The following is a 17,623-nucleotide window of genomic DNA, read 5'->3' as shown; positions in this document are numbered from 1 at the left end:
GTGGGTGGCGCGCGCGATGGCTGTCGCGCCCGGTTCCGCGACCTATAACGGGTGCGAACGGGCGGGGCGGCGAAGCTCCCCGCCGGACGACTCGAGACACGGGGCGCGCATGCGCGAGACGCCCCGGGAGGAGGCCATGATGGCAGCGCCCGGCGACTGGAAGATCCCCTCCGCGGTGCAGCCCCGCCCGGCCGCCTATTCCTACGACCTCGACCAGACCCTGACCGCCGTCGTCGCCCTGTCCTCGCGGGTGCCCGAGGGCGCCTACACCGCCGAGATTCTCGGCACCGAGCGGGCCGGCAACGGCGTCCTGATCGGCGAGGATGGCCTGGTCCTCACCATCGGCTACCTGATCACCGAGGCCGAGAGCATCTGGCTCACCGCGCATGACGGCCGCACCGCGCCGGGTCATGTCGTCGGCTACGATGCCGCCACCGGCTTCGGCCTGGTCCAGGCCCTCGACCGTCTCGACCTGCCCTACCTGCCGCTCGGCAGCGCCGATTCGCTGCGCGTCGGCGACCGGCTGGTAATGGCCGGGGCCGGCGGCCGTACCCGCGCCGTCGCCGCCGAGGTGGTGGCCCGGCAGGAATTCGCCGGCTACTGGGAATACCTCCTCGACGATGCGATCTTCACCGCGCCCTCGCACCCGCATTGGGGCGGCGCCGCGCTGATCGGCCCGGCGGGCGAACTCACCGGCCTCGGCTCGCTCCAGCTGCAGCAGGGCGGCCGCGACAGCCGTCCGATCAACATGGCGGTGCCGATCGACCTCCTGAAGCCGATCCTGCACGATCTAACGACCCTCGGTCGCGTCGCCGGCCCGCCCCGCCCCTGGCTCGGCCTCTACGCCACCGAGATGGACGATCAGGTCGTCGTGATGGGCCTCTCGCCCCGCGGGCCCGCCGAGACCGCCGACCTGCGCGCCGGCGACATCCTGATGGCGGTGGGCCAGACCGAGGTCGGCGACCTCGCGGGCTTCCTGCGCGCGGTCTGGGCGCTCGGACCCGCCGGCATCACCGTGCCGCTCACCGTCCATCGCGACGGGCGGACCTTGAGCATCCCAGTCGTCTCGGCGGACCGAGCCTCCTTCCTGGTGGCGCCGCGGCTGCACTGAGGGGCGTCTCGCGCAACCTCTTCCGTCCTCGGTCTGGCTTCGCCTGCGGCATCGTCCGAACCGAGACGACGCCGTCACCCCGCCCGCGGCAAGGCCTTCCGGAAGCCGTCCAGGACGAGAAGAGCGCGGGTTTCCCCCTCCCCCCTCTGCGGGGGAGGGTGGCGAGCGGAGCGAGCCGGGAGAGGGGCAGCGCCGACGCTGATCCAGCGGACGCCCTTCAGACGGTTCCGCATTATCCGGAAACGGCGTCCCCTCTCCCGCCCCAGTGCGAGTGCTTCGCACTCGCCGTGGGGCACCCTCCCCCGCAGAGGGGGGAGGGAAAAACCCGCGCCATTCTTTTCCCAAATCGCCGCGCCACTCGCGCGGAGAAGCGAGTTGACGCGCCCCATCCGTTCCGGATGGCCTCGCAGCATGCAGGGACGAGAACCCTGCGCCTCGTACGGGCACGCCCACGCCTCCCAAAACGGCACCGCCCGCGCCCGTCGCCGCACTGCACACCGATGCATCACCGGCTGCCGCATGCCTGCGCTCTCCTCCTTCCGAAGCGTGGTGCGCACCCCGTCCGCACCCCCGCCCTTCGCGCGTGCAGCATAGTGCCTAAATGCCCGGAATCCCTGCGCTTCATGCGCCAGAGTGCTGCCAAATCGGCAGGCACAGGGGTTGGTTGACGATTCCCTGCGCGCTGCATGCGGATCGTGCATGGCTGGCTTACGCGACTCCCTCTCCCAGCACCGGGGCCATTTCCCATATGGTGCGTTGCAACAGAGACAGGCAGCCGCTGCCGAAACGGTTCGCACCGGCTGCCCGTCCAGAGGTCAAATCCGATGTTCGTCTCCCTCATCCTCAGCAAGATCCGCTCCTACCTCCGCTACCGCGAGACCGTGCACGAGCTGTCGCGTCTCTCGGACCGCGAGCTCGACGATCTCGGCATCAGCCGCTTCGAGATCCAGGGCATCGCCCGCTCGGTCGCGTAAAGCACCCGCCGCGTATCAGTACCGCGTACCGAGTACCCCCAAGTCGATCATAGGCCCGCCGGGCCGTTCATCGTCTCGCGCGCCCGCCCCTTCCGGCGGGCGTTCGCATGTCCGGACCCCGCCATCCTCCCGTCGGTGTTGCATCGACGGCGTCCGATCCGATATGCCGCGTCATGTCCGGATCAGACCCCATTCACGTCGTCGGCGGCGGCCTCGCCGGCTCCGAAGCGGCCTGGCAGATCGCCGAGGCCGGCCTGCCCGTGGTGCTGCACGAGATGCGGCCCCGGCGCGGCACCGAGGCGCATCAGACGCAGGACCTCGCCGAGCTTGTCTGCTCGAACTCGTTCCGCTCCGACGATGCGGAGCAGAACGCCGTCGGGCTGCTTCACCAGGAGATGCGCCGCCTCGGCTCGCTGATCATGGCCTGCGGCGACGCCAACCAGGTGCCGGCCGGCGGCGCGCTCGCCGTCGACCGCGAAGGCTTCGCCCGGGCCGTCACCGCGGCGCTCGAAGGCCATCCGAACGTCACCATCCTCCGCGAGGAGATCGACGGCCTGCCGCCGGCCTCCTGGGACAGCGTGATCCTGGCGACCGGCCCGCTCACCGCGCCCGGCCTCGCCGAGGGGATTCGCAGCCTCACCGGCGCCGAATCGCTCGCCTTCTTCGACGCCATCGCGCCGATCGTGCACCGCGACTCGATCGATATGGGCAAGGCCTGGTTCCAGTCCCGCTACGACAAGGTCGGGCCGGGTGGCACCGGGGCCGACTACATCAACTGCCCGCTAGACCGCGAGCAATACGCCGCCTTCATCCAGGCCCTGATCGACGGCGAAAAGACCTCGTTCAAGGAATGGGAGGCCTCGACCCCCTATTTCGACGGCTGCCTGCCGATCGAGGTGATGGCCGAGCGCGGTCCCGAGACCCTGCGCCACGGGCCGATGAAGCCGTTCGGCCTGACCAACCCGCACAACCCGACGGTCAAGGCTTACGCGATCGTGCAGCTGCGCCAGGACAATGCGCTGGCTACGCTCTACAACATGGTCGGCTTCCAGACGAAGCTGCGGCACGCCGAGCAGGTGCGGGTCTTCCGCACGATTCCCGGCCTGGAGAACGCCGAGTTCGCCCGTCTCGGCGGCCTGCACCGCAACACCTATCTCGACAGCCCGCGCCTCCTCGACGCCACCTTGCGGCTCAAGGCCGAGCCGCGCCTGCGCTTCGCCGGCCAGATCACCGGCTGCGAGGGCTATGTCGAGAGCGCCGCGATCGGCCTGATGGCCGGCCGCTTCGCCGCCGCCGAGCGCCAGGGGCGCTCGCTGGAGCCGCTGCCGGTGACGACGGCGCTCGGGGCCCTCATCGGCCACATCACCGGCGGACACGTCTCGGCCGAGGATGCGGGGACGCCGCGGTCGTTCCAGCCGATGAACGTCAATTTCGGCCTCTTCCCGCCCCTCGACCGGGCACCGAAGGCCCCGGACGGCAAGCGCCTGCGGGGCACGGAGAAGGCACAGGCGAAGAAGCGGGCGATGACCGACCGGGCCCGGGCCGCGCTGGGCGAATGGCTCGGAGAGGCGCCGGCCCCGCTGCCGGCCGAGGCGGCGGAGTAGCGTCGGGGGACATGCAACGGCATTCCGCCCGGGGGGTGAGCCGACGGTCGCCACACCCTCCGGGTCATCCCGGGTTCCGCGACGCGGCCCCGGGATGACGTGGAGACATGGAAGGCTTGGGGGGCTACTTGACCGACCGCGCCGCCCACCACAGCCGCCAGATCCGGCGCCAGTTCGGCACCTCGATCACGCTGGCGAGCGGGTCGTAGCCCGGCCGTTCCATCTGGGCGAGATAGGCCTCGACGAGGGCGACCGGCAGGAAGGCGGGGGCCGCCACCGTGGCGATCGTCGCCCGCTCGGCCGCGTAGGCCGCGAGGTGGCGGCGCACCAGTGCCCGCATGTCGGCGCAGGCCCCGAGCAGGCCCGGGCCGCCGCGGCCCGCCACGATGTCCTCGCGGGTGACGCCGTGGGCCTTGAGCACGTCCGCCGGCAGGTAGACCTGGCCGCTGCGCGCGTGCCACGGCAAGGCCCGCAGGAGGCCGGTCACCGCGTAGGCGACGCCGGCATGGCCCGCGGCCGCGGCGCCCCCGGGCTCCGAGCCGTTCGCCAGGATCAGGCTGCCGAGGCGGATCAGGCAGGAGGCGGTCTCGCCGCAATAGCCTTCGAGGTCGCCGGTCGAGGGCATCGGGTCGTCGTAGAGATCGAAGACCCGGGCGTCGATCAGGTCGACCAGGGGCTGGCGCGGCAGGCGCGCCTTGACGAGGGTGTCGTCGAGGGCGGCGGCGACCGGGTGGGCGCGCACGTCGCCCCGCGCCTCGCCCTGAAGGGCGTCGCGCCACCATTGCAGGCGCAACTCGCCCGGCATCGGGCTCGAGACGGCCTCCCGCACCCGCGCCACCTCCAGGCTGAAGGCGGCGAGCGCGTGGAGATGCGGGCGGATCTCCGCCGGGGCGTAGAGGCTGGCGTACCAGCGGTCCGGGTCGCCGTCCCGCACCAGGGATTCGCAATGGGCATAGGCCCAGGCCGGATCCCGCGTCTCGGGCTGGCTCATGAAATCCGGCTCACGGCACCGCGATCAGGGCGGCCGCGACCTTGCGGTTCTCGGCCATCAGGATGTTGTAGGTCCGGGCCGCCGCGCCGGTCTGCATCACGTCGAGGCCGATGCCGGCCTCCTTCAGGAACCGGCGCAAGGAGTCGGGCACGAACACGATCTCGGCGCCGGTCCCGAGCAGCAGCAGGTCGATCCCGCCGGCCTCGGCCACGAGGGGCGATAAGCTCTTCGGCGTGATGCCGGCGGGCTCGGTCACCTCCCAGGCGCGCACGCCCGAGGGCAGCGCCAGGATCGAGCCGCGATGCGACATCTCGGCGAAGCGGAAGCCGCCGCCGCCATAGGCGTCGATCGGGTGACGGCCCGGAACGAAGCCGTCCTGCGGGCGCTCGGGAGCCGCCACCTACTCGGCCGCCTGCGGCAGGGCCGAGGGGTCGCGCACCTGCGTCCGGGAGCCGCCGGCCTGCAGCCCGATATAGATCAGGAACGGGGTCGAGACGAAGATCGCCGAGTAGGTGCAGATCACCACGCCGGCGAGCATCACCACCGAGAAGCCCTTGATCGCCTCGCCGCCGAACAGCACGAGAGCCAGCAGCGACAGGGCGGTCGACATCGCGGTCATCACCGTGCGCGACATGGTCGAGTTGATCGACAGGTTGAGCAGCTGCTCGGTCGGCATGGTCTTGTAGCGCCGCATCAGCTCGCGGGTGCGGTCGAACACCACCACGGTCTCGTTCAGCGAGTAGCCGACGATGGTGAGGATCGCGGCGATCGAGGTCATGTTGAACTCGATCCGGGTGATCACGAACAGCCCGACCGTGATGACGATGTCGTGCAGGGTGCCGACGATCGCGCCGAGCGCCAGTTCGCGCTCGAACCGGAACCACAGGTAGAGCAGGACCGCCACGACCGACAGCACGACGCCGATCGTGCCCGATTGCACCAGCTCGCCCGAGACGCGGGGACCGACGGTCTCGACCCGGTCGAAGGCGTAATCCTTGTCGAAGGCGGCGTGGGCCTTCTGCATCACCAGGGTCTGCCCGGTCTCGCCGCCGGCCTGGAGCGGGAAGCGGACCGAGATCGAGCCCTGGCCGAGTTCCTGCACCTCGGTCTCGCCGAAGCCGAAATCGTTGGCGGTGTGGCGCACCGCGCCGACATCGGAGGTGACGCCGGCCTTCGGCCGCAGCTCGACCAGGGTGCCGCCCTTGAAGTCGATGCCGAAATTGAGCCCGATCTGCAGGAACAGCACCACCGTGGCGACCGAGATGAAGGCCGAGAGCGGGAAGCTGAAGCGCCGCAGGCGCATGAAGTCGAAGTGGGATTCGTCGGGCCAGAGGCGGAGGAGGCGCATCGTCGGTCTCGGAAGGGTGTGTCGGCGCGCCCCGGGCGGACGCAGCGCTTGAGCCGGGCGGCGACGCGCCGCCCGGCTGCGAAAACCATCAGATCGGCAGGGTCTTCATATCGGGAGAACCTTGGGCCGCAGGCGCTGGTACCACAGGGCGATCATCATCCGGGTCAGGGTCACGGCGGTGATGACCGTGGTCATGATGCCGAGGATGAACACCACCGCGAAGCCGCGCACCGGCCCCGAGCCGAGGAAGAACAGGATCACCGCGGCGATCGCCATGGTGGAGTTGGAATCCACGATGGTGGCGAAGGCGCGGTCGAAGCCGGCTTGCAGCGCCGAGGGGATCGAGCGGCCGGCCCGCACCTCCTCGCGCACGCGCTCGTAGATCAGCACGTTGGAATCGACCGCGGTGCCGATGGTGAGCACGATGCCGGCGATGCCCGGCAGCGTCATCGTGGCTTCCAGCACCGACATCAGGCCGAGGATCAGGCCGACATGGACGAGGAGCGCGATGTTGGCGAACAGGCCGAACACGCCGTAGGCGGCGAACATCAGCACGACGACGAGGATCGTCGCCACGATGGTAGCGTGCTTGCCCGCCTCGATCGAGTCGCGGCCGAGGCCCGGGCCGACGGTCCGGCGCTCGATCACGGTGAGCTTGGCCGGCAGGGCGCCGGCGCGCAGCAGCACCGAGAGGTCGTTGGCCTGCTGCACCGTGAACCGGCCGGAGATCTGGCCCTGCCCGCCGGTGATCGGCTGCAGGATGCGCGGGGCCGACACGACCTCGTTGTCGAGGACGATCGCCAGCGCGCGGCCGACATTCTCGCTCGTCGCCTGGCCGAATTTCTGCGCGCCGCGCAGGTTGAATTTGAAGTTGACGATCGGCTCGTTCGACTTCTGGTCGAAGCCCGGCTGGGCGTCGGTCAGGTCGGCGCCGTCGGCCAGCACCCGGCGCTCCACCGGCACCTTCTGGCCGTTGGCGTCCTTGGACGGCAGCATGTCGACGTCGCCGGCCGGGCTGTCGGCTAGCAGGCGGAAGGTGAGCTTGGCGGTCTTGCCGAGCTGCTCCTCCAGGCGGGCCGGATCCTGGAGGCCCGGGACCTGCACCAGGATGCGGTCGGCGCCCTGCTGCTGGATCGACGGCTCGGTGGTGCCGCCGAGATCGACGCGGCGGCGGATGACCTCGATCGCCTGGGCGACGGCGCGGCGCACCCGGGCGTTGATGCCCGCATCGGTGAAGGTGAGCTGGATCAGGCCGGTCGGCTCCTCGCGCACGTCGAGTGTCCGGGCGCCGGTCTGGCCCAGCGTCGCGTCCGTGACGGGCTGGGAGAGCGCCTGGAGCTTCGGCATCGCCTTGGCGCGGGCCGCCTCGTCGGTGATGCGCAGCTGCACGCCGCGGGGCTGGAGCTGGATGCCGCCGACGGCCTGCACGCCGGCCTCGCGCAGGGCCTGGCGCACGTCGTCGCGCAGGCCCTCGGCCATGCCGCGGGTGAGGTCGTTGCGGTCGACCTCCAGCACGATCTGCGAGCCGCCCTGGAGGTCGAGGCCGAGCACGATGGCGCGGGTCGGCACGATCCAGGTCGGGAACCAGGACGGCAGGGACTTGATGAAGCCGTTGCGCTGCTCGGCCGTGAAGAAGCTCGGCACGGCGAGCATCAGGCCGACGAGGATCACGGCGAGCGTCGCGACGGCCTTCGTGGTGGAGATACGGAGCATCCGCGGCGTCCCAACCGGTCTCGAATATGTGTGAGATAGGGCGGCCCGGCGCTTCTCGTCCGGGCTTCACCCTGCGTCAGACGATGGATCAGGCGGCCTTGACCGGCTCGCCCTTGGCCCGAACCTCGGAGATCATGGTGCGGACCACCTTGACGTTGACGTTCGGGGCGATCTCCACCTCGATCTCCGGGGCCTCGGTCACCTTGGTGACCCGGCCGACGATGCCGCCGGTGGTCACCACCGTGTCGCCGCGGCGCACGTTCTTGATCATGTCCTGGTGGTCCTTGGCGCGGCGCTGCTGCGGGCGCAGGATCAGGAAATACATGATCACGAAGATCAGGATGAAGGGGACGACCTGCACGAGGATGTCCGTGCCGCCGGACATCCCGGCTCCCTGCGCGAAGGCGGGCGTGATCACTCTCGAGGTCTCCCGAACAAGACGAAAACGGGCCGGGCGGGTCCCCGCCGGCCTTGCAAAAGCGCGCGGACTATAGCCACGGACGACCCGAAAGCAACGTCGGGGAACGGCCCTCCCCTGCCCGATCCCGGTGGGTTTTCGCCCGCGGGGCCTTGGGGTTTTCGTTCGCGGCGCGTTGGGATTAAGAGGCGCCACCCGCACGTCCGCCCCTGCGCAGGAGCCCGTTTCCCCGCGATGACCGATCCGATCCCGACCTCCCCGTCCGGAACCGACCTGCTGCCCGTCCTGCTGCGCATCGCCGCGGCCCTGGAGCGCAGCGCCCCGCCGGCGCGCCCCGCCCCCGACTTCGCGGCGGCCGACGCCTTCGTGTGGCAGCCGGAAGGGCGGCTCCAGCCGGTACCGCGGGTCAACCGGGTCGAGATGGGACTGTTGCGCGGCATCGACCGGATGCGCGACATCCTGTTCGACAACACGGAGCGCTTCGCCCGCGGCCTGCCGGCCAACAACGCCCTGCTGTGGGGCGCCCGCGGCATGGGCAAGTCGTCGCTGGTCAAGGCGGTGCATGCCGAGATCAATGCGCGCGCCGTGGAGCGGCCCTTGAAGCTCGTCGAGATCCATCGCGAGGACATCGAGGGACTGCCGGCCCTGATGGGGTGGCTCCGGCCGGATCCGCATCGCTTCGTGGTGTTCTGCGACGACCTGTCCTTCGATGCCGAGGACACCTCGTACAAGTCGCTCAAGGCGGCGCTCGACGGCGGCATCGAGGGCCGGCCCGACAACGTGATCTTCTATGCCACCTCGAACCGGCGCCACCTGCTCCCCCGCGACATGATGGAGAACGAGCGCTCGACGGCGATCAACCCGGGCGAGGCGGTGGAGGAGAAGGTGTCGCTCTCCGACCGGTTCGGCCTGTGGCTCGGCTTCCACAAGTGCAGCCAGGACGAGTACCTGGCGATGATCGACGCCTACGTGGCGCGGTACGGCCTGACGATGGAGCCGGAGCGGCTGCGGGCCGAGGCCCTCGAATGGTCGACCACCCGCGGGGCGCGGTCGGGCCGCACGGCGTTCCAGTACATCCAGGACCTGGCGGGGCGCCTGGGGCGGCGGCTGGACTGAGGTCGTTCTCGATCCCGTCACCTCTGCGTCGGTCCGGGGCGTTAAGCGAAAGTCCCGGGCTGCTCGGCGCAGCCCGGGATGTCGCGGAGGTTCGGACCGGAGCGGGACGATCCTACTCCCCCGCAGCCTCCCCCGCCGCCCGGGCGCGCTCGCGGCGCTTCTCCATGGCGCGGACCGAGAACACCGAGGCCTCGTAGAGGAGCAGCATCGGTACCGCGAGCGAGAGCTGGCTGATCACGTCCGGCGGGGTCAGCACCGCGGCGGCGACGAAGACCAGGACGATCGCGTAGCGCCGGCGCTCCTTCAGGAACTTCGAATCGATCAGCCCGATCTGGCCCAGGAGGGTCAGGATCACCGGCAGCTGGAACGCGATCCCGAAGGCGAAGATCAGCGTCATGATGAGCGAGAGGTACTCGTCCACCTTCGGCAGGAGCTCGATCGTGGCCTCGCCCGGCTGGCCGATCTGCTGCAGGCTGACCGAGAACTTGATCAGCAGCGGCATCGCCAGGAAATAGACGACGAGGGCGCCGAGCAGGAAGAAGACCGGCGTGGCGACGAGATAGGGCAGGAAGGCCCGGCGCTCGTTGCGGTACAGGCCCGGTGCCACGAAGGCGTAGAGTTGCGTCGCGACCACCGGGAAGGACAGGAAGCCGGCGCCGAACACGCTGAGCTTGATGTTGGTGAAGACCTGCTCGAGGAAGTGGGTCGCGATAAGCCGTGCCTTGTCTGCTCCCACCACCGCCACGTAGGGGTGGACGAGGATGTTGTAGATGTGCTGCGCGAAGAAGAAGCAGACGAAGAACATGACCCCGAAGGCGAGCAGCGACTTGATCAGCCGCGAACGCAGCTCGATCAGGTGCTCGATCAGCGGTGCGCGCGAGGCCTCGATCTCGGCTTCATCGGCCTCGGTCATCATGCAGTGTGGCCCGTGCTGGCGGTGTCGTGGGAGGTGGGAGACTTCGACGCCGCGCGAGCGGCTTCGGCCTTGAGCTGTGCGGTCGCCGCCGCAAGCGCCGAGATGGAGGGCTTCTCGTCCGCGGGCTCGGGGAGCTGATAGGCCGGCGGTGCGGCGGGATCGAAGGCCGGCGGGGCCGGTTCCGGCAGCGCGGCGGGCACGTCCGAGGCGGTGGAATGGGGAGCCGAGGGGTCCGATGCCGACGACTCCGCGCCCGGCAGGGCCTGAGTCGCGGGTTTGGGCACGCCGTCGACGGCGCCCTTGATCTCGTTGCGGATGGTCTGGACCGGGTTGAAGCCGGTACTCGTCGCCGAGGAGACGCTGCGGTTGATGTCCGCGACTTCGCGGCGGACGTCGTCGAGCTCGGCCTCGCGCATCGCCTCGCTGAACTGGCTCTGGAACTCGCCCGCCATCCGCTTCACCCGGGCGACGACCTGGCCGACGGTGCGCAGGGTCCTGGGCAGGTCCTTGGGGCCGATGACGACGAGCGCGACGCCGCCGATCAGCATCACCTCGCCCCAACTCATATCGAACATGGCGTGACGGCCCTGCTACTCGCGCGGCGCGACTCTTGAAATCACGCGGCGCGGCTCGTGAGCGGGCGCCCCGCGCGGGCTGTCTAGCACGCCGATGCGCCGGCGCCAGTCACCGGCGACCGGGTTCCGCATGAAACAGGTGCCCGATGAGGAACTCGCCCCGCCCCGGGAGGCGCCGATCGGGTCGGCGCGAAAAAGGAGGCCGACCGGAGGTCGCGCGCTCCTTCATGCGGGGAACGGGCCAGAGGCCGGACCGCTCAGCCGACCTTGCGGTCGACGTTCGGCTCGGTGCCCAGCGGCGGCATCTGCGCGGTCGGCACATGGGGTGTTGGCGCCTGGGTGGCCGGCGCATGGACAGGCTGCGCGGGCGCCGGCGGAACCACCGGGGGCGGCACTTGGACCGGGGGCACCTGAACCGGGGGCACCTGCGCATGCGGTACCTGCGCCGTCGAGGCCGGGGCCTGCTCGTCGTCGGCCATGCCCTTCTTGAACGCCTTGATGCCCTTGGCGACGTCGCCCATCAGGTCGGACACCTTGCCGCGCCCGAACAGCAGCATGATGATCACGCCGACGACGATCCAGTGCCAGATACTCGCGCCGCCCATGGTTCTCTCCTGCGCAGCGTCTGCATCGCTGCGGCACTCTCGCGGGGCGTCGTGCGACGTCCCAAACCTCTGATCCCGCAGGCTCATCGTCGCCGTGGGGGCGGTCCGAGCACGTGCGGTGCGGCCGGAACGTAAGGACGGCAAGAGGCGAAAACAAGCATTTCCTCGGGGCCCGGGGGAATGCCCCACCCGGGAATTCAGTCCGCCGCGGCATCGCCGGGGAGCGAGGGGCCGTCGATGGGATCCTCGTCGGCTCCCGCGCCGTCGCCCGGCTGCGGGACCCGGAAGCCCGCCGGCAGCCGGCCTTCCAGCAGGCCGAGGCCTTTCAGCTCGTCGAGGCCCGGCAGGTCGGAGACCGCGTCGAGGCCGAAATGATCCAGGAAGGCCGGGGTGGTGCCGTAGGTCACCGGCCGCCCCGGCGTACGGCGGCGGCCGCGCAACCGCACCCAGCCGGTCTCGAGCAGGAGGTCGAGGGAGCCCTTCGAGGTGGTGACGCCGCGGATCTCCTCGATCTCGGCGCGGGTCACCGGCTGGTGATAGGCGACGATGGCCAGCGTCTCGAGGGCGGCCCGCGACAGCTTGCGCGGCTCCGGGACGCCGCCCCGCAGGGCCGGGGCGAGGTCGGGCGCGGTACGGAAGGCGTAGCCGCCGGCGACCCGCGCGAGCGCGATGCCCCTCGCCGCGTAGTCACCGGCGATCTCGGCGATCACGGCCCGGACGTCGGTGCCGGCGGGAAGCCGGGCGGCGAGGTCGGCCTCGGTGAGGGGCGTGGGCGCACGGAAGATCAGCGCCTCGGCGAGGCGGGCGGCCTCGGAGGGCGGTGATGACGCGGAGAGGCGCATCGCCTTGGGGGCGCGACCCGCGGGCTCGCGCGTCACGGCCCGGCGGCCCGGATCTGGATCGGCGCGTAGGCGCCGTCCTGACGCAGGAGAATCTGGCCCTCGCGGGCGAGCTCCAGCACTGCCGAGAGCGAGGAGGCCCGCACGGTGGCGCGGCGCTTCGGATCGGCGAGGTACTGGGCGAGGTAGGAATCGAGGTCGGTCCAGTCGTCCCGCGGGCCGATCAACCGCTCCAGGGCGCTCCTGGCATCGACCAGGGACCACACGCTCCTCGGCGGCAGCGTCACCTGGGCCCGGGCGCGTTCCTGGCGCTGGCGGGCATAGGCCGCGATCAGGTCGTGCAGGGTGACGGCGAAGGCCCCCGGTGCGGCGGATGCGGGCTCGGGCGGCAGGGCGCCGCGAGCGAAGACGTCGCGCCCGAGCTGGCCCCGCCCGGACAGCATCAGCGCGGCGGCGCGGATCGCCTCCAGGCGGCGCAGGCGAAGGCCCAGCGCCTCGGCGAGGTCGCCGGCGGCGGGTTCGGGGCCGCGGGGCGGCGCCGGCAGCAGCAGGCGCGACTTCAGGTAGGCGAGCCAGGCCGCCATGACGAGATAATCCGCCGCCAGTTCCAGGCGCAGGCGGCGCGCCTCGTCGATGAAGGCGAGGTACTGCTCGACCAGCGCCAGAATGGAGATTCGGGCGAGGTCGACCTTCTGGCGCCGGGCCAGTTCCAGGAGCAGGTCGAGAGGTCCCTCGAAACCGTCGACATCGACGACGAACGGCGCGCCGTCGCCGGCTCCTTCGTCCCCCGCGAAGTCGTCCGCCACCTTAGGCCGCGGTCGCGAGCCCGGCATCGAGGCGGGCGCGGGCCTCGGCCGGATCGAATGCCGGGGCGTTCTGGGGTCCTTGTGCCGGGCTCAAGCGGGCCAGGGCGGCATCCGCCCGGCGCAGGGCCTCGCCGGCGAGGATGGGGCTGGCTGCCACCACCTCCTCCATCTCGGCCCGGACGCCGTTGCAGTGCAGGCCGATGTCGCAGCCGGCCCGGAAGGCGGCGGCGGCGCGCTCGCGGAAGGTGCCGGACAGGGCGTTCATCGACAGATCGTCGGTCATCAGCAGGCCGTCGAACCCGATGCGGCCGCGCACGATCTCCCGGATGATCGTGGCCGAGGTGGTGGCCGGGCTCTCCGGGTCGAGGGCGCGGAACACGACGTGGGCCGACATCGCCATCGGCAGGTCGCAGAGCGCCCGGAAGGGCCGGAAGTCGTGCGCGTCGAGCTCGGCCAGGCTCGCCTCGACCACCGGCAGGGCATGGTGGCTGTCGGCGCCGGCGCGGCCGTGGCCGGGCATGTGCTTGATCACCGGCAGCACCCCGCCGGCCATCAGCCCCTCGGCCACCGCCCGTCCGAAGGCCGCGACCACCGCCGGATCGGTGCCGTAGGCCCGATCGCCGATGACGTCGTGGGCGCCCGGCACCGGCACGTCGAGGACCGGCGCGCAATCGACGTTGATGCCGACCTGGGCGAGGTCGTGCGCCATCAGGCGGGCACCGAGGCCGGCCAGCGCCGGCCCGCCTTCGGGGCCGCCGGCCCGCAGATAGGCCCGGCCCGACGGGTAGGCCTGCCAGTGCGGCCGCGTCAGGCGCTGCACCCGGCCGCCCTCCTGGTCGATCAGGATCGGAGCGTCGGCCCGGCCGACGGTCTCGCGGAGCGCCGCCGTCAGCGCACGGACCTGCTCGGGGGTCTCGACGTTGCGCTTGAACAGGATGAAGCCCCAGGGCTGCACCTCGCGGAAGAAGGCGGCCTCCTCGGGGCTCAAGGTCGGGCCGGCGCAGCCGAGGATCAGGGCAAGGGTCATCGACGGCGGCTCTCGTCGGTTCGAAGGGGGAACGGTCGCGCGCTCCCGTCCGGCATCCATGCGGGCGCCGATGATCGGGAATCGCAAGCGGATAAAGACGGGAATTTAGGCGATTCGCCGGCCCGGGGCTGTCGGCACTGCGCCACAGCCGCGGGGTTTCTCGGCGTCGGTCAGTTGCTCGTCGCTCAGTTCTTGGCGACGAAGCAGGCGGCGCCCGAGGCCTTGAGCCTGCCGCACAGGCCGTCGGCACTCTCCTTCGACATCGGCCCGACGCGGACGCGGTAGATCGACTTGCCGTTGACCTCGGCCTGGCGGATCAGCGGCGATTGACCGCCGAGCACGGCGCCGTAGCGCTCCTGGGCCTGCTTGAACGCGACCTCCGCCTCCTTCTCGGTGGCGCGCACCGAGAGCTGCACCGAGAAGCCGCCCACCGGCGCCTGGGGCGAGGGCATCGCCTGGGTGGTGGTCGGCGGCTCGGCCGAGGCGACGCGCTGGATCGGCTTCTGCCGCGGTGTTTCCGCGGCCGGCGCCGGAGTCTCGGCGGCCGTATTCTGCGCGGCTTGAGCCGGCGCGATCGGGATCGCCCGCGGGCCGCGCGGCGTGGCCGGGGTCGAGCCGGTCGCCTCGGTCGGCAGGGTCATGGTCGGGATCGGGGAGACCGGCGATTCCTGAGCGGCCTGTGCCTGCGCGGCGGCCTGGGCCGCGCGCTGGGCCTCGGCCGGCGAGGGCTCGGGACGGACCGACACGGTGCGCACCCGGCGCGGCTCGCCGAGGGATTCGGTCAGGGCGTTGCCCGGGGTGGCGGGCGTGCCGGCCTCGGCGGCGAGGGAGCGTGCCGCCTGCTTGACGTCGAGGGGCTGCTCCTCGCGGTTGACGATGCGGATCTGCCCGCCGTCCTTCGCCGGAGCGGTGGCGGTGCGCTCGTAGATCTGCTTGTTCTGGTCCGGGATCTCGACGCCGCCGGCATTCTGGGGTGCGACCTTGAGCGGCGCCTGGTCGGCCATCACCAGGATCGGCGCGCCGGAGCGGCCGTGATGGAAGGCCTTCCAGGTCAGCGCGCCGCCGATCGACGCCGCGACGATGCCGAGCGCCGTGCCGACGAGGGCGATGCGACGGCGACCCCGCGGCCGCGGCTCAGGGTTCGCCTCCGCCTCGGGCATGCCGGGCGCCGGCTCGGAATCGATCTCGCGGTCCACCGCGGCGAGGTATTGGTTGAAGGCGGCGGCCGGCGTGTGCGCCGGCGCGGGGCCGGGCGCCGGCATCGGCGCGCCCGGACCGGGCTCACCGAAATTCGGCTCGTTGCGGGTGGCGGACAGGCCCGGCGCCGGCGCCTCGCCGTAATGCGGCATCACCGGCTCGACGCGGCCGCGCGGCTCGGCGCGGCTCGCTTCCTTGGCTTCCTTGGCCTCGAGAAGGGCGCGGAACGGATCGTCCTGGCCGACGATGCGGGCGAGTTCGGCGAGGGGATCGGGCCGGGCGCCGGGGCGCGCCTGCTCATCCAAGGGTGACCTTTGGCGGGCGGGGGTCGGCTGCCGATCCTGCTCGTAGCCGTCGTAATCGACGGGAACCCGGGAAGCATTGGTCGTCATGGCAGCACCATCCTGTTCGCCCTCGCGTCACCTCGCCGCGCGTCGGGCCCGGTTCGGCGGCACCGGCCGCCGATCCCCATATGGGACGGGCGGCCGTCAGATCCCATCGCTCGCGTCCCGCCGCGGCGGCGCCTCACGGCGTGCCGCGACGTCAGGTCGCGTGCCGGTCCCAGGGGCGCCTCAGCGCATCTCGTCGGGCGCGCCGACGCCGAGGATCCCGAGATTGGACGCGACCACCCCCTTGAGGGCAGCGACGAGGGCCAGCCTCGCCTCGGTGGACTTTCTGTCGGTTTGATTAACAAACCGTAATTGCGGCAAGTCTTTGCCCTTGTTCCAGAAACTATGGAACGCGCTCGCCAGCTCGTAGAGGTGGAAGGCGACGCGGTGCGGCTCGTGGGCGGCGGCCGCCGCCTCGATCACGCGCGGCACCTGGGCGATTCCGCGCATCATCTCGAGCTCGCCCGGATCGGTCAGGCCCGACAGATCGGCTTTCGCCAGCGCGGCCGGCGTGAGGTCGAGCTCGGGGAACGCCTCGCGGGCCTGGCGGAACACCGAGGCCGCCCGGGCATGCGCGTACTGGACGTAGAAGACCGGGTTGTCCTTCGACTGCTCGACCACCTTGGCGAGGTCGAAATCGAGGGTCGCGTCGTTCTTCCGGTACAGCATCATGAAGCGCACGGGGTCGCGCCCGACCTCGTCGATCACCTCGCGCAGGGTGACGAACTCGCCCGCGCGCTTGGACATCTTCACCGGCTCGCCGCCGCGCAGGAGGCGCACGAGCTGGCACAGCTTGACGTCGAGCGCCGCCTTCCCGTCCGAGACCGCCTTCACGGCCGCCTGCATGCGCTTGACGTAGCCGCCATGGTCGGCGCCGAGCACGTCGATCAGCTCGACCGCGCCGCGCTCGACCTTGGAGCGGTGATAGGCGATGTCGGAGGCGAAATAGGTGAAGCTGCCGTCGGATTTCAGCAGCGGCCGGTCGATGTCGTCGCCGAAGGCGGTCGCGCGGAACAGGGTCTGCTCGCGGTCCTCCCAATCCTCGGGCAGCTGGCCCTTGGGCGGCGGCAGCCGTCCCTCGTAGACGAGGCCCTTGGCCCGCAGGTCGGCGATCAGCGCCGCCACGGCCCCGCCCTCGCCGCCGGCCTGGAGGGTGCGCTCGGAGAAGAACACGTCGTGATGGATGCCGATGGCCGCCAGATCCTCGCGGATCCGGTCCATCATCCGGTCGATGGCGAAATCGCGCACCAGCGGCAGCCACTCGGCCTCGGGCTTGTCGCGGAGCGTGTCGCCGTATCGGGCCTTCAGCGCCTCGCCGACCGGCACGAGGTAGTCGCCCGGGTAGAGGCCGTCCGGGATCGCGACCGTCTCGCCCAGGGCCTCGCGGTAGCGCAGGAAGGCCGAGCGGGCGAGCACGTCGACCTGGGCGCCGGCATCGTTGATGTAGTACTCGCGCGTCACGTCGCGGCCGGCGGCGGCGAGGAGGTTGGCCAGCGCGTCGCCGAACACCGCGCCGCGGCCGTGGCCGACATGCATCGGCCCGGTCGGGTTGGCCGAGACGTACTCGACATTGACCCCGCCCGGCACCCTGGCGCCCCGGCCATAGGCCTCGCCCTCGCGCAGGACCGCCCGCACCACCTCGGCGTAGATCGAAGGCGTCAGCCGCAGGTTGATGAAGCCCGGGCCGGCGACGCTGGCTTCCGTCACGCGGGGGTCGCTGCGCAGGTCGGCGGCCAGGGCCTCGGCGAGCGCCTTCGGGTTGGTGCGCGCCTCCTTCGCCAGCACCAGGGCGGCATTGGTGGCGAGATCGCCATGGCTCGGGTCGCGCGGCGGCTCGACCACCACGCGGGCACGGTCCAGCCCCTCCGGCAGGGTGCCGGCGCGGGTGAGCGTCTCGAGCGCCTCGCCGATGCGGGCCTCGAAGGCGGCGAAGATGTTCATGCGTTGACCAGTTCTGCAAAGTTCGGGCCGGAGGCGGCATGCCGCACTCAGGC

The 17,623-nt window shown here is 71.4% G+C and carries 17 protein-coding genes; 4 read left to right on the top strand and 13 right to left on the bottom strand.

From position 1 onward, the window contains the following. Positions 1-139: 139 nt before the first annotated feature. The 3 genes from AC3AOF_RS20880 to trmFO all read left to right on the top strand — a co-directional run bounded on the left by AC3AOF_RS20880 (position 140) and on the right by trmFO (position 3,689). A complete protein-coding gene (locus AC3AOF_RS20880) occupies positions 140-1,111 on the top strand; it encodes a S1C family serine protease (protein ID WP_488349026.1) in 972 nt (323 codons plus the stop codon). An 824-nt stretch (positions 1,112-1,935) separates the two neighbouring features. Then, positions 1,936-2,085 (top strand): DUF1127 domain-containing protein, encoded by a 150-nt coding sequence (locus AC3AOF_RS20875; RefSeq protein ID WP_082173034.1) that lies wholly within the window; start codon positions 1,936-1,938, stop codon positions 2,083-2,085. Between the two features lie 173 nt (positions 2,086-2,258). Next, positions 2,259-3,689 carry a methylenetetrahydrofolate--tRNA-(uracil(54)-C(5))-methyltransferase (FADH(2)-oxidizing) TrmFO gene (gene trmFO, locus AC3AOF_RS20870; RefSeq protein WP_488346381.1) on the top strand — a complete coding sequence of 477 codons (1,431 nt, stop codon included), beginning with the start codon at positions 2,259-2,261 and terminating at the stop codon, positions 3,687-3,689. A gap of 124 nt (positions 3,690-3,813) precedes the next feature. On the opposite strand, the gene AC3AOF_RS20865 is transcribed toward trmFO, so the two are convergent. From AC3AOF_RS20865 to yajC, 5 genes are all read right to left on the bottom strand, one after another. Beyond that, positions 3,814-4,680 carry a phytoene/squalene synthase family protein gene (locus tag AC3AOF_RS20865; protein WP_488346380.1) on the bottom strand — a complete coding sequence of 289 codons (867 nt, stop codon included), beginning with the start codon at positions 4,678-4,680 and terminating at the stop codon, positions 3,814-3,816. A gap of 10 nt (positions 4,681-4,690) precedes the next feature. Continuing rightward, positions 4,691-5,080, bottom strand: coding sequence for an Mth938-like domain-containing protein (locus tag AC3AOF_RS20860; protein WP_236989067.1), 390 nt, complete (start codon positions 5,078-5,080; stop codon positions 4,691-4,693). Beyond that, entirely contained in the window at positions 5,081-6,028 is a 948-nt protein-coding gene (gene secF, locus AC3AOF_RS20855; RefSeq protein ID WP_236989068.1) for a protein translocase subunit SecF, read from the bottom strand. It lies immediately after the preceding gene. 105 nt (positions 6,029-6,133) lie between these two features. Continuing rightward, on the bottom strand, positions 6,134-7,741 hold the full coding sequence (secD, locus tag AC3AOF_RS20850; protein ID WP_488346379.1) for a protein translocase subunit SecD: 1,608 nt from the start codon (positions 7,739-7,741) through the stop codon (positions 6,134-6,136). A gap of 88 nt (positions 7,742-7,829) precedes the next feature. Beyond that, positions 7,830-8,159: a preprotein translocase subunit YajC gene (yajC, locus tag AC3AOF_RS20845; protein ID WP_236989070.1), complete on the bottom strand. Its 330-nt coding sequence runs from the start codon at positions 8,157-8,159 to the stop codon at positions 7,830-7,832. A 234-nt stretch (positions 8,160-8,393) separates the two neighbouring features. On the opposite strand from yajC, the gene AC3AOF_RS20840 reads away from it, so the two are divergent. Beyond that, a complete protein-coding gene (locus tag AC3AOF_RS20840) occupies positions 8,394-9,275 on the top strand; it encodes an ATP-binding protein (RefSeq protein ID WP_488346378.1) in 882 nt (293 codons plus the stop codon). Between the two features lie 112 nt (positions 9,276-9,387). Here AC3AOF_RS20840 and tatC read toward each other — a convergent pair whose 3' ends face one another. The 8 genes from tatC to argS all read right to left on the bottom strand — a co-directional run bounded on the left by tatC (position 9,388) and on the right by argS (position 17,570). Then, positions 9,388-10,191 (bottom strand): twin-arginine translocase subunit TatC, encoded by an 804-nt coding sequence (gene tatC / locus AC3AOF_RS20835; protein WP_488346377.1) that lies wholly within the window; start codon positions 10,189-10,191, stop codon positions 9,388-9,390. After that, positions 10,188-10,766, bottom strand: a complete 579-nt coding sequence (gene tatB, locus AC3AOF_RS20830) for a Sec-independent protein translocase protein TatB (protein WP_236989073.1) — start codon at positions 10,764-10,766, stop codon at positions 10,188-10,190. The genes tatC and tatB overlap by 4 nt, the downstream gene beginning before the upstream one ends. A gap of 257 nt (positions 10,767-11,023) precedes the next feature. Further along, positions 11,024-11,371 (bottom strand): twin-arginine translocase TatA/TatE family subunit, encoded by a 348-nt coding sequence (locus tag AC3AOF_RS20825; RefSeq protein WP_236989074.1) that lies wholly within the window; start codon positions 11,369-11,371, stop codon positions 11,024-11,026. A gap of 197 nt (positions 11,372-11,568) precedes the next feature. Beyond that, complete coding sequence (scpB, locus tag AC3AOF_RS20820; RefSeq protein ID WP_236992715.1) at positions 11,569-12,213, bottom strand: SMC-Scp complex subunit ScpB; 645 nt, start codon at positions 12,211-12,213, stop codon at positions 11,569-11,571. A 32-nt stretch (positions 12,214-12,245) separates the two neighbouring features. After that, positions 12,246-13,043, bottom strand: a complete 798-nt coding sequence (locus AC3AOF_RS20815) for a segregation and condensation protein A (RefSeq protein WP_488346376.1) — start codon at positions 13,041-13,043, stop codon at positions 12,246-12,248. Continuing rightward, positions 13,018-14,043: a beta-N-acetylhexosaminidase gene (gene nagZ, locus AC3AOF_RS20810; protein WP_488346375.1), complete on the bottom strand. Its 1,026-nt coding sequence runs from the start codon at positions 14,041-14,043 to the stop codon at positions 13,018-13,020. Before nagZ ends, AC3AOF_RS20815 begins: the two co-directional genes overlap by 26 nt. Positions 14,044-14,228: 185 nt before the next feature. Continuing rightward, positions 14,229-15,632, bottom strand: coding sequence for an SPOR domain-containing protein (locus AC3AOF_RS20805; protein WP_488346374.1), 1,404 nt, complete (start codon positions 15,630-15,632; stop codon positions 14,229-14,231). Positions 15,633-15,812: 180 nt separating this feature from the next. Continuing rightward, positions 15,813-17,570 (bottom strand): arginine--tRNA ligase, encoded by a 1,758-nt coding sequence (argS, locus tag AC3AOF_RS20800; RefSeq protein ID WP_236989078.1) that lies wholly within the window; start codon positions 17,568-17,570, stop codon positions 15,813-15,815. Positions 17,571-17,623 lie beyond the last annotated feature (53 nt).

The organism is Methylobacterium sp. 142-1Y (assembly GCF_057747795.1).
Note: the sequence above shows the minus strand (reverse complement) of the source record. Positions and strands in the feature narration are given on the sequence as shown.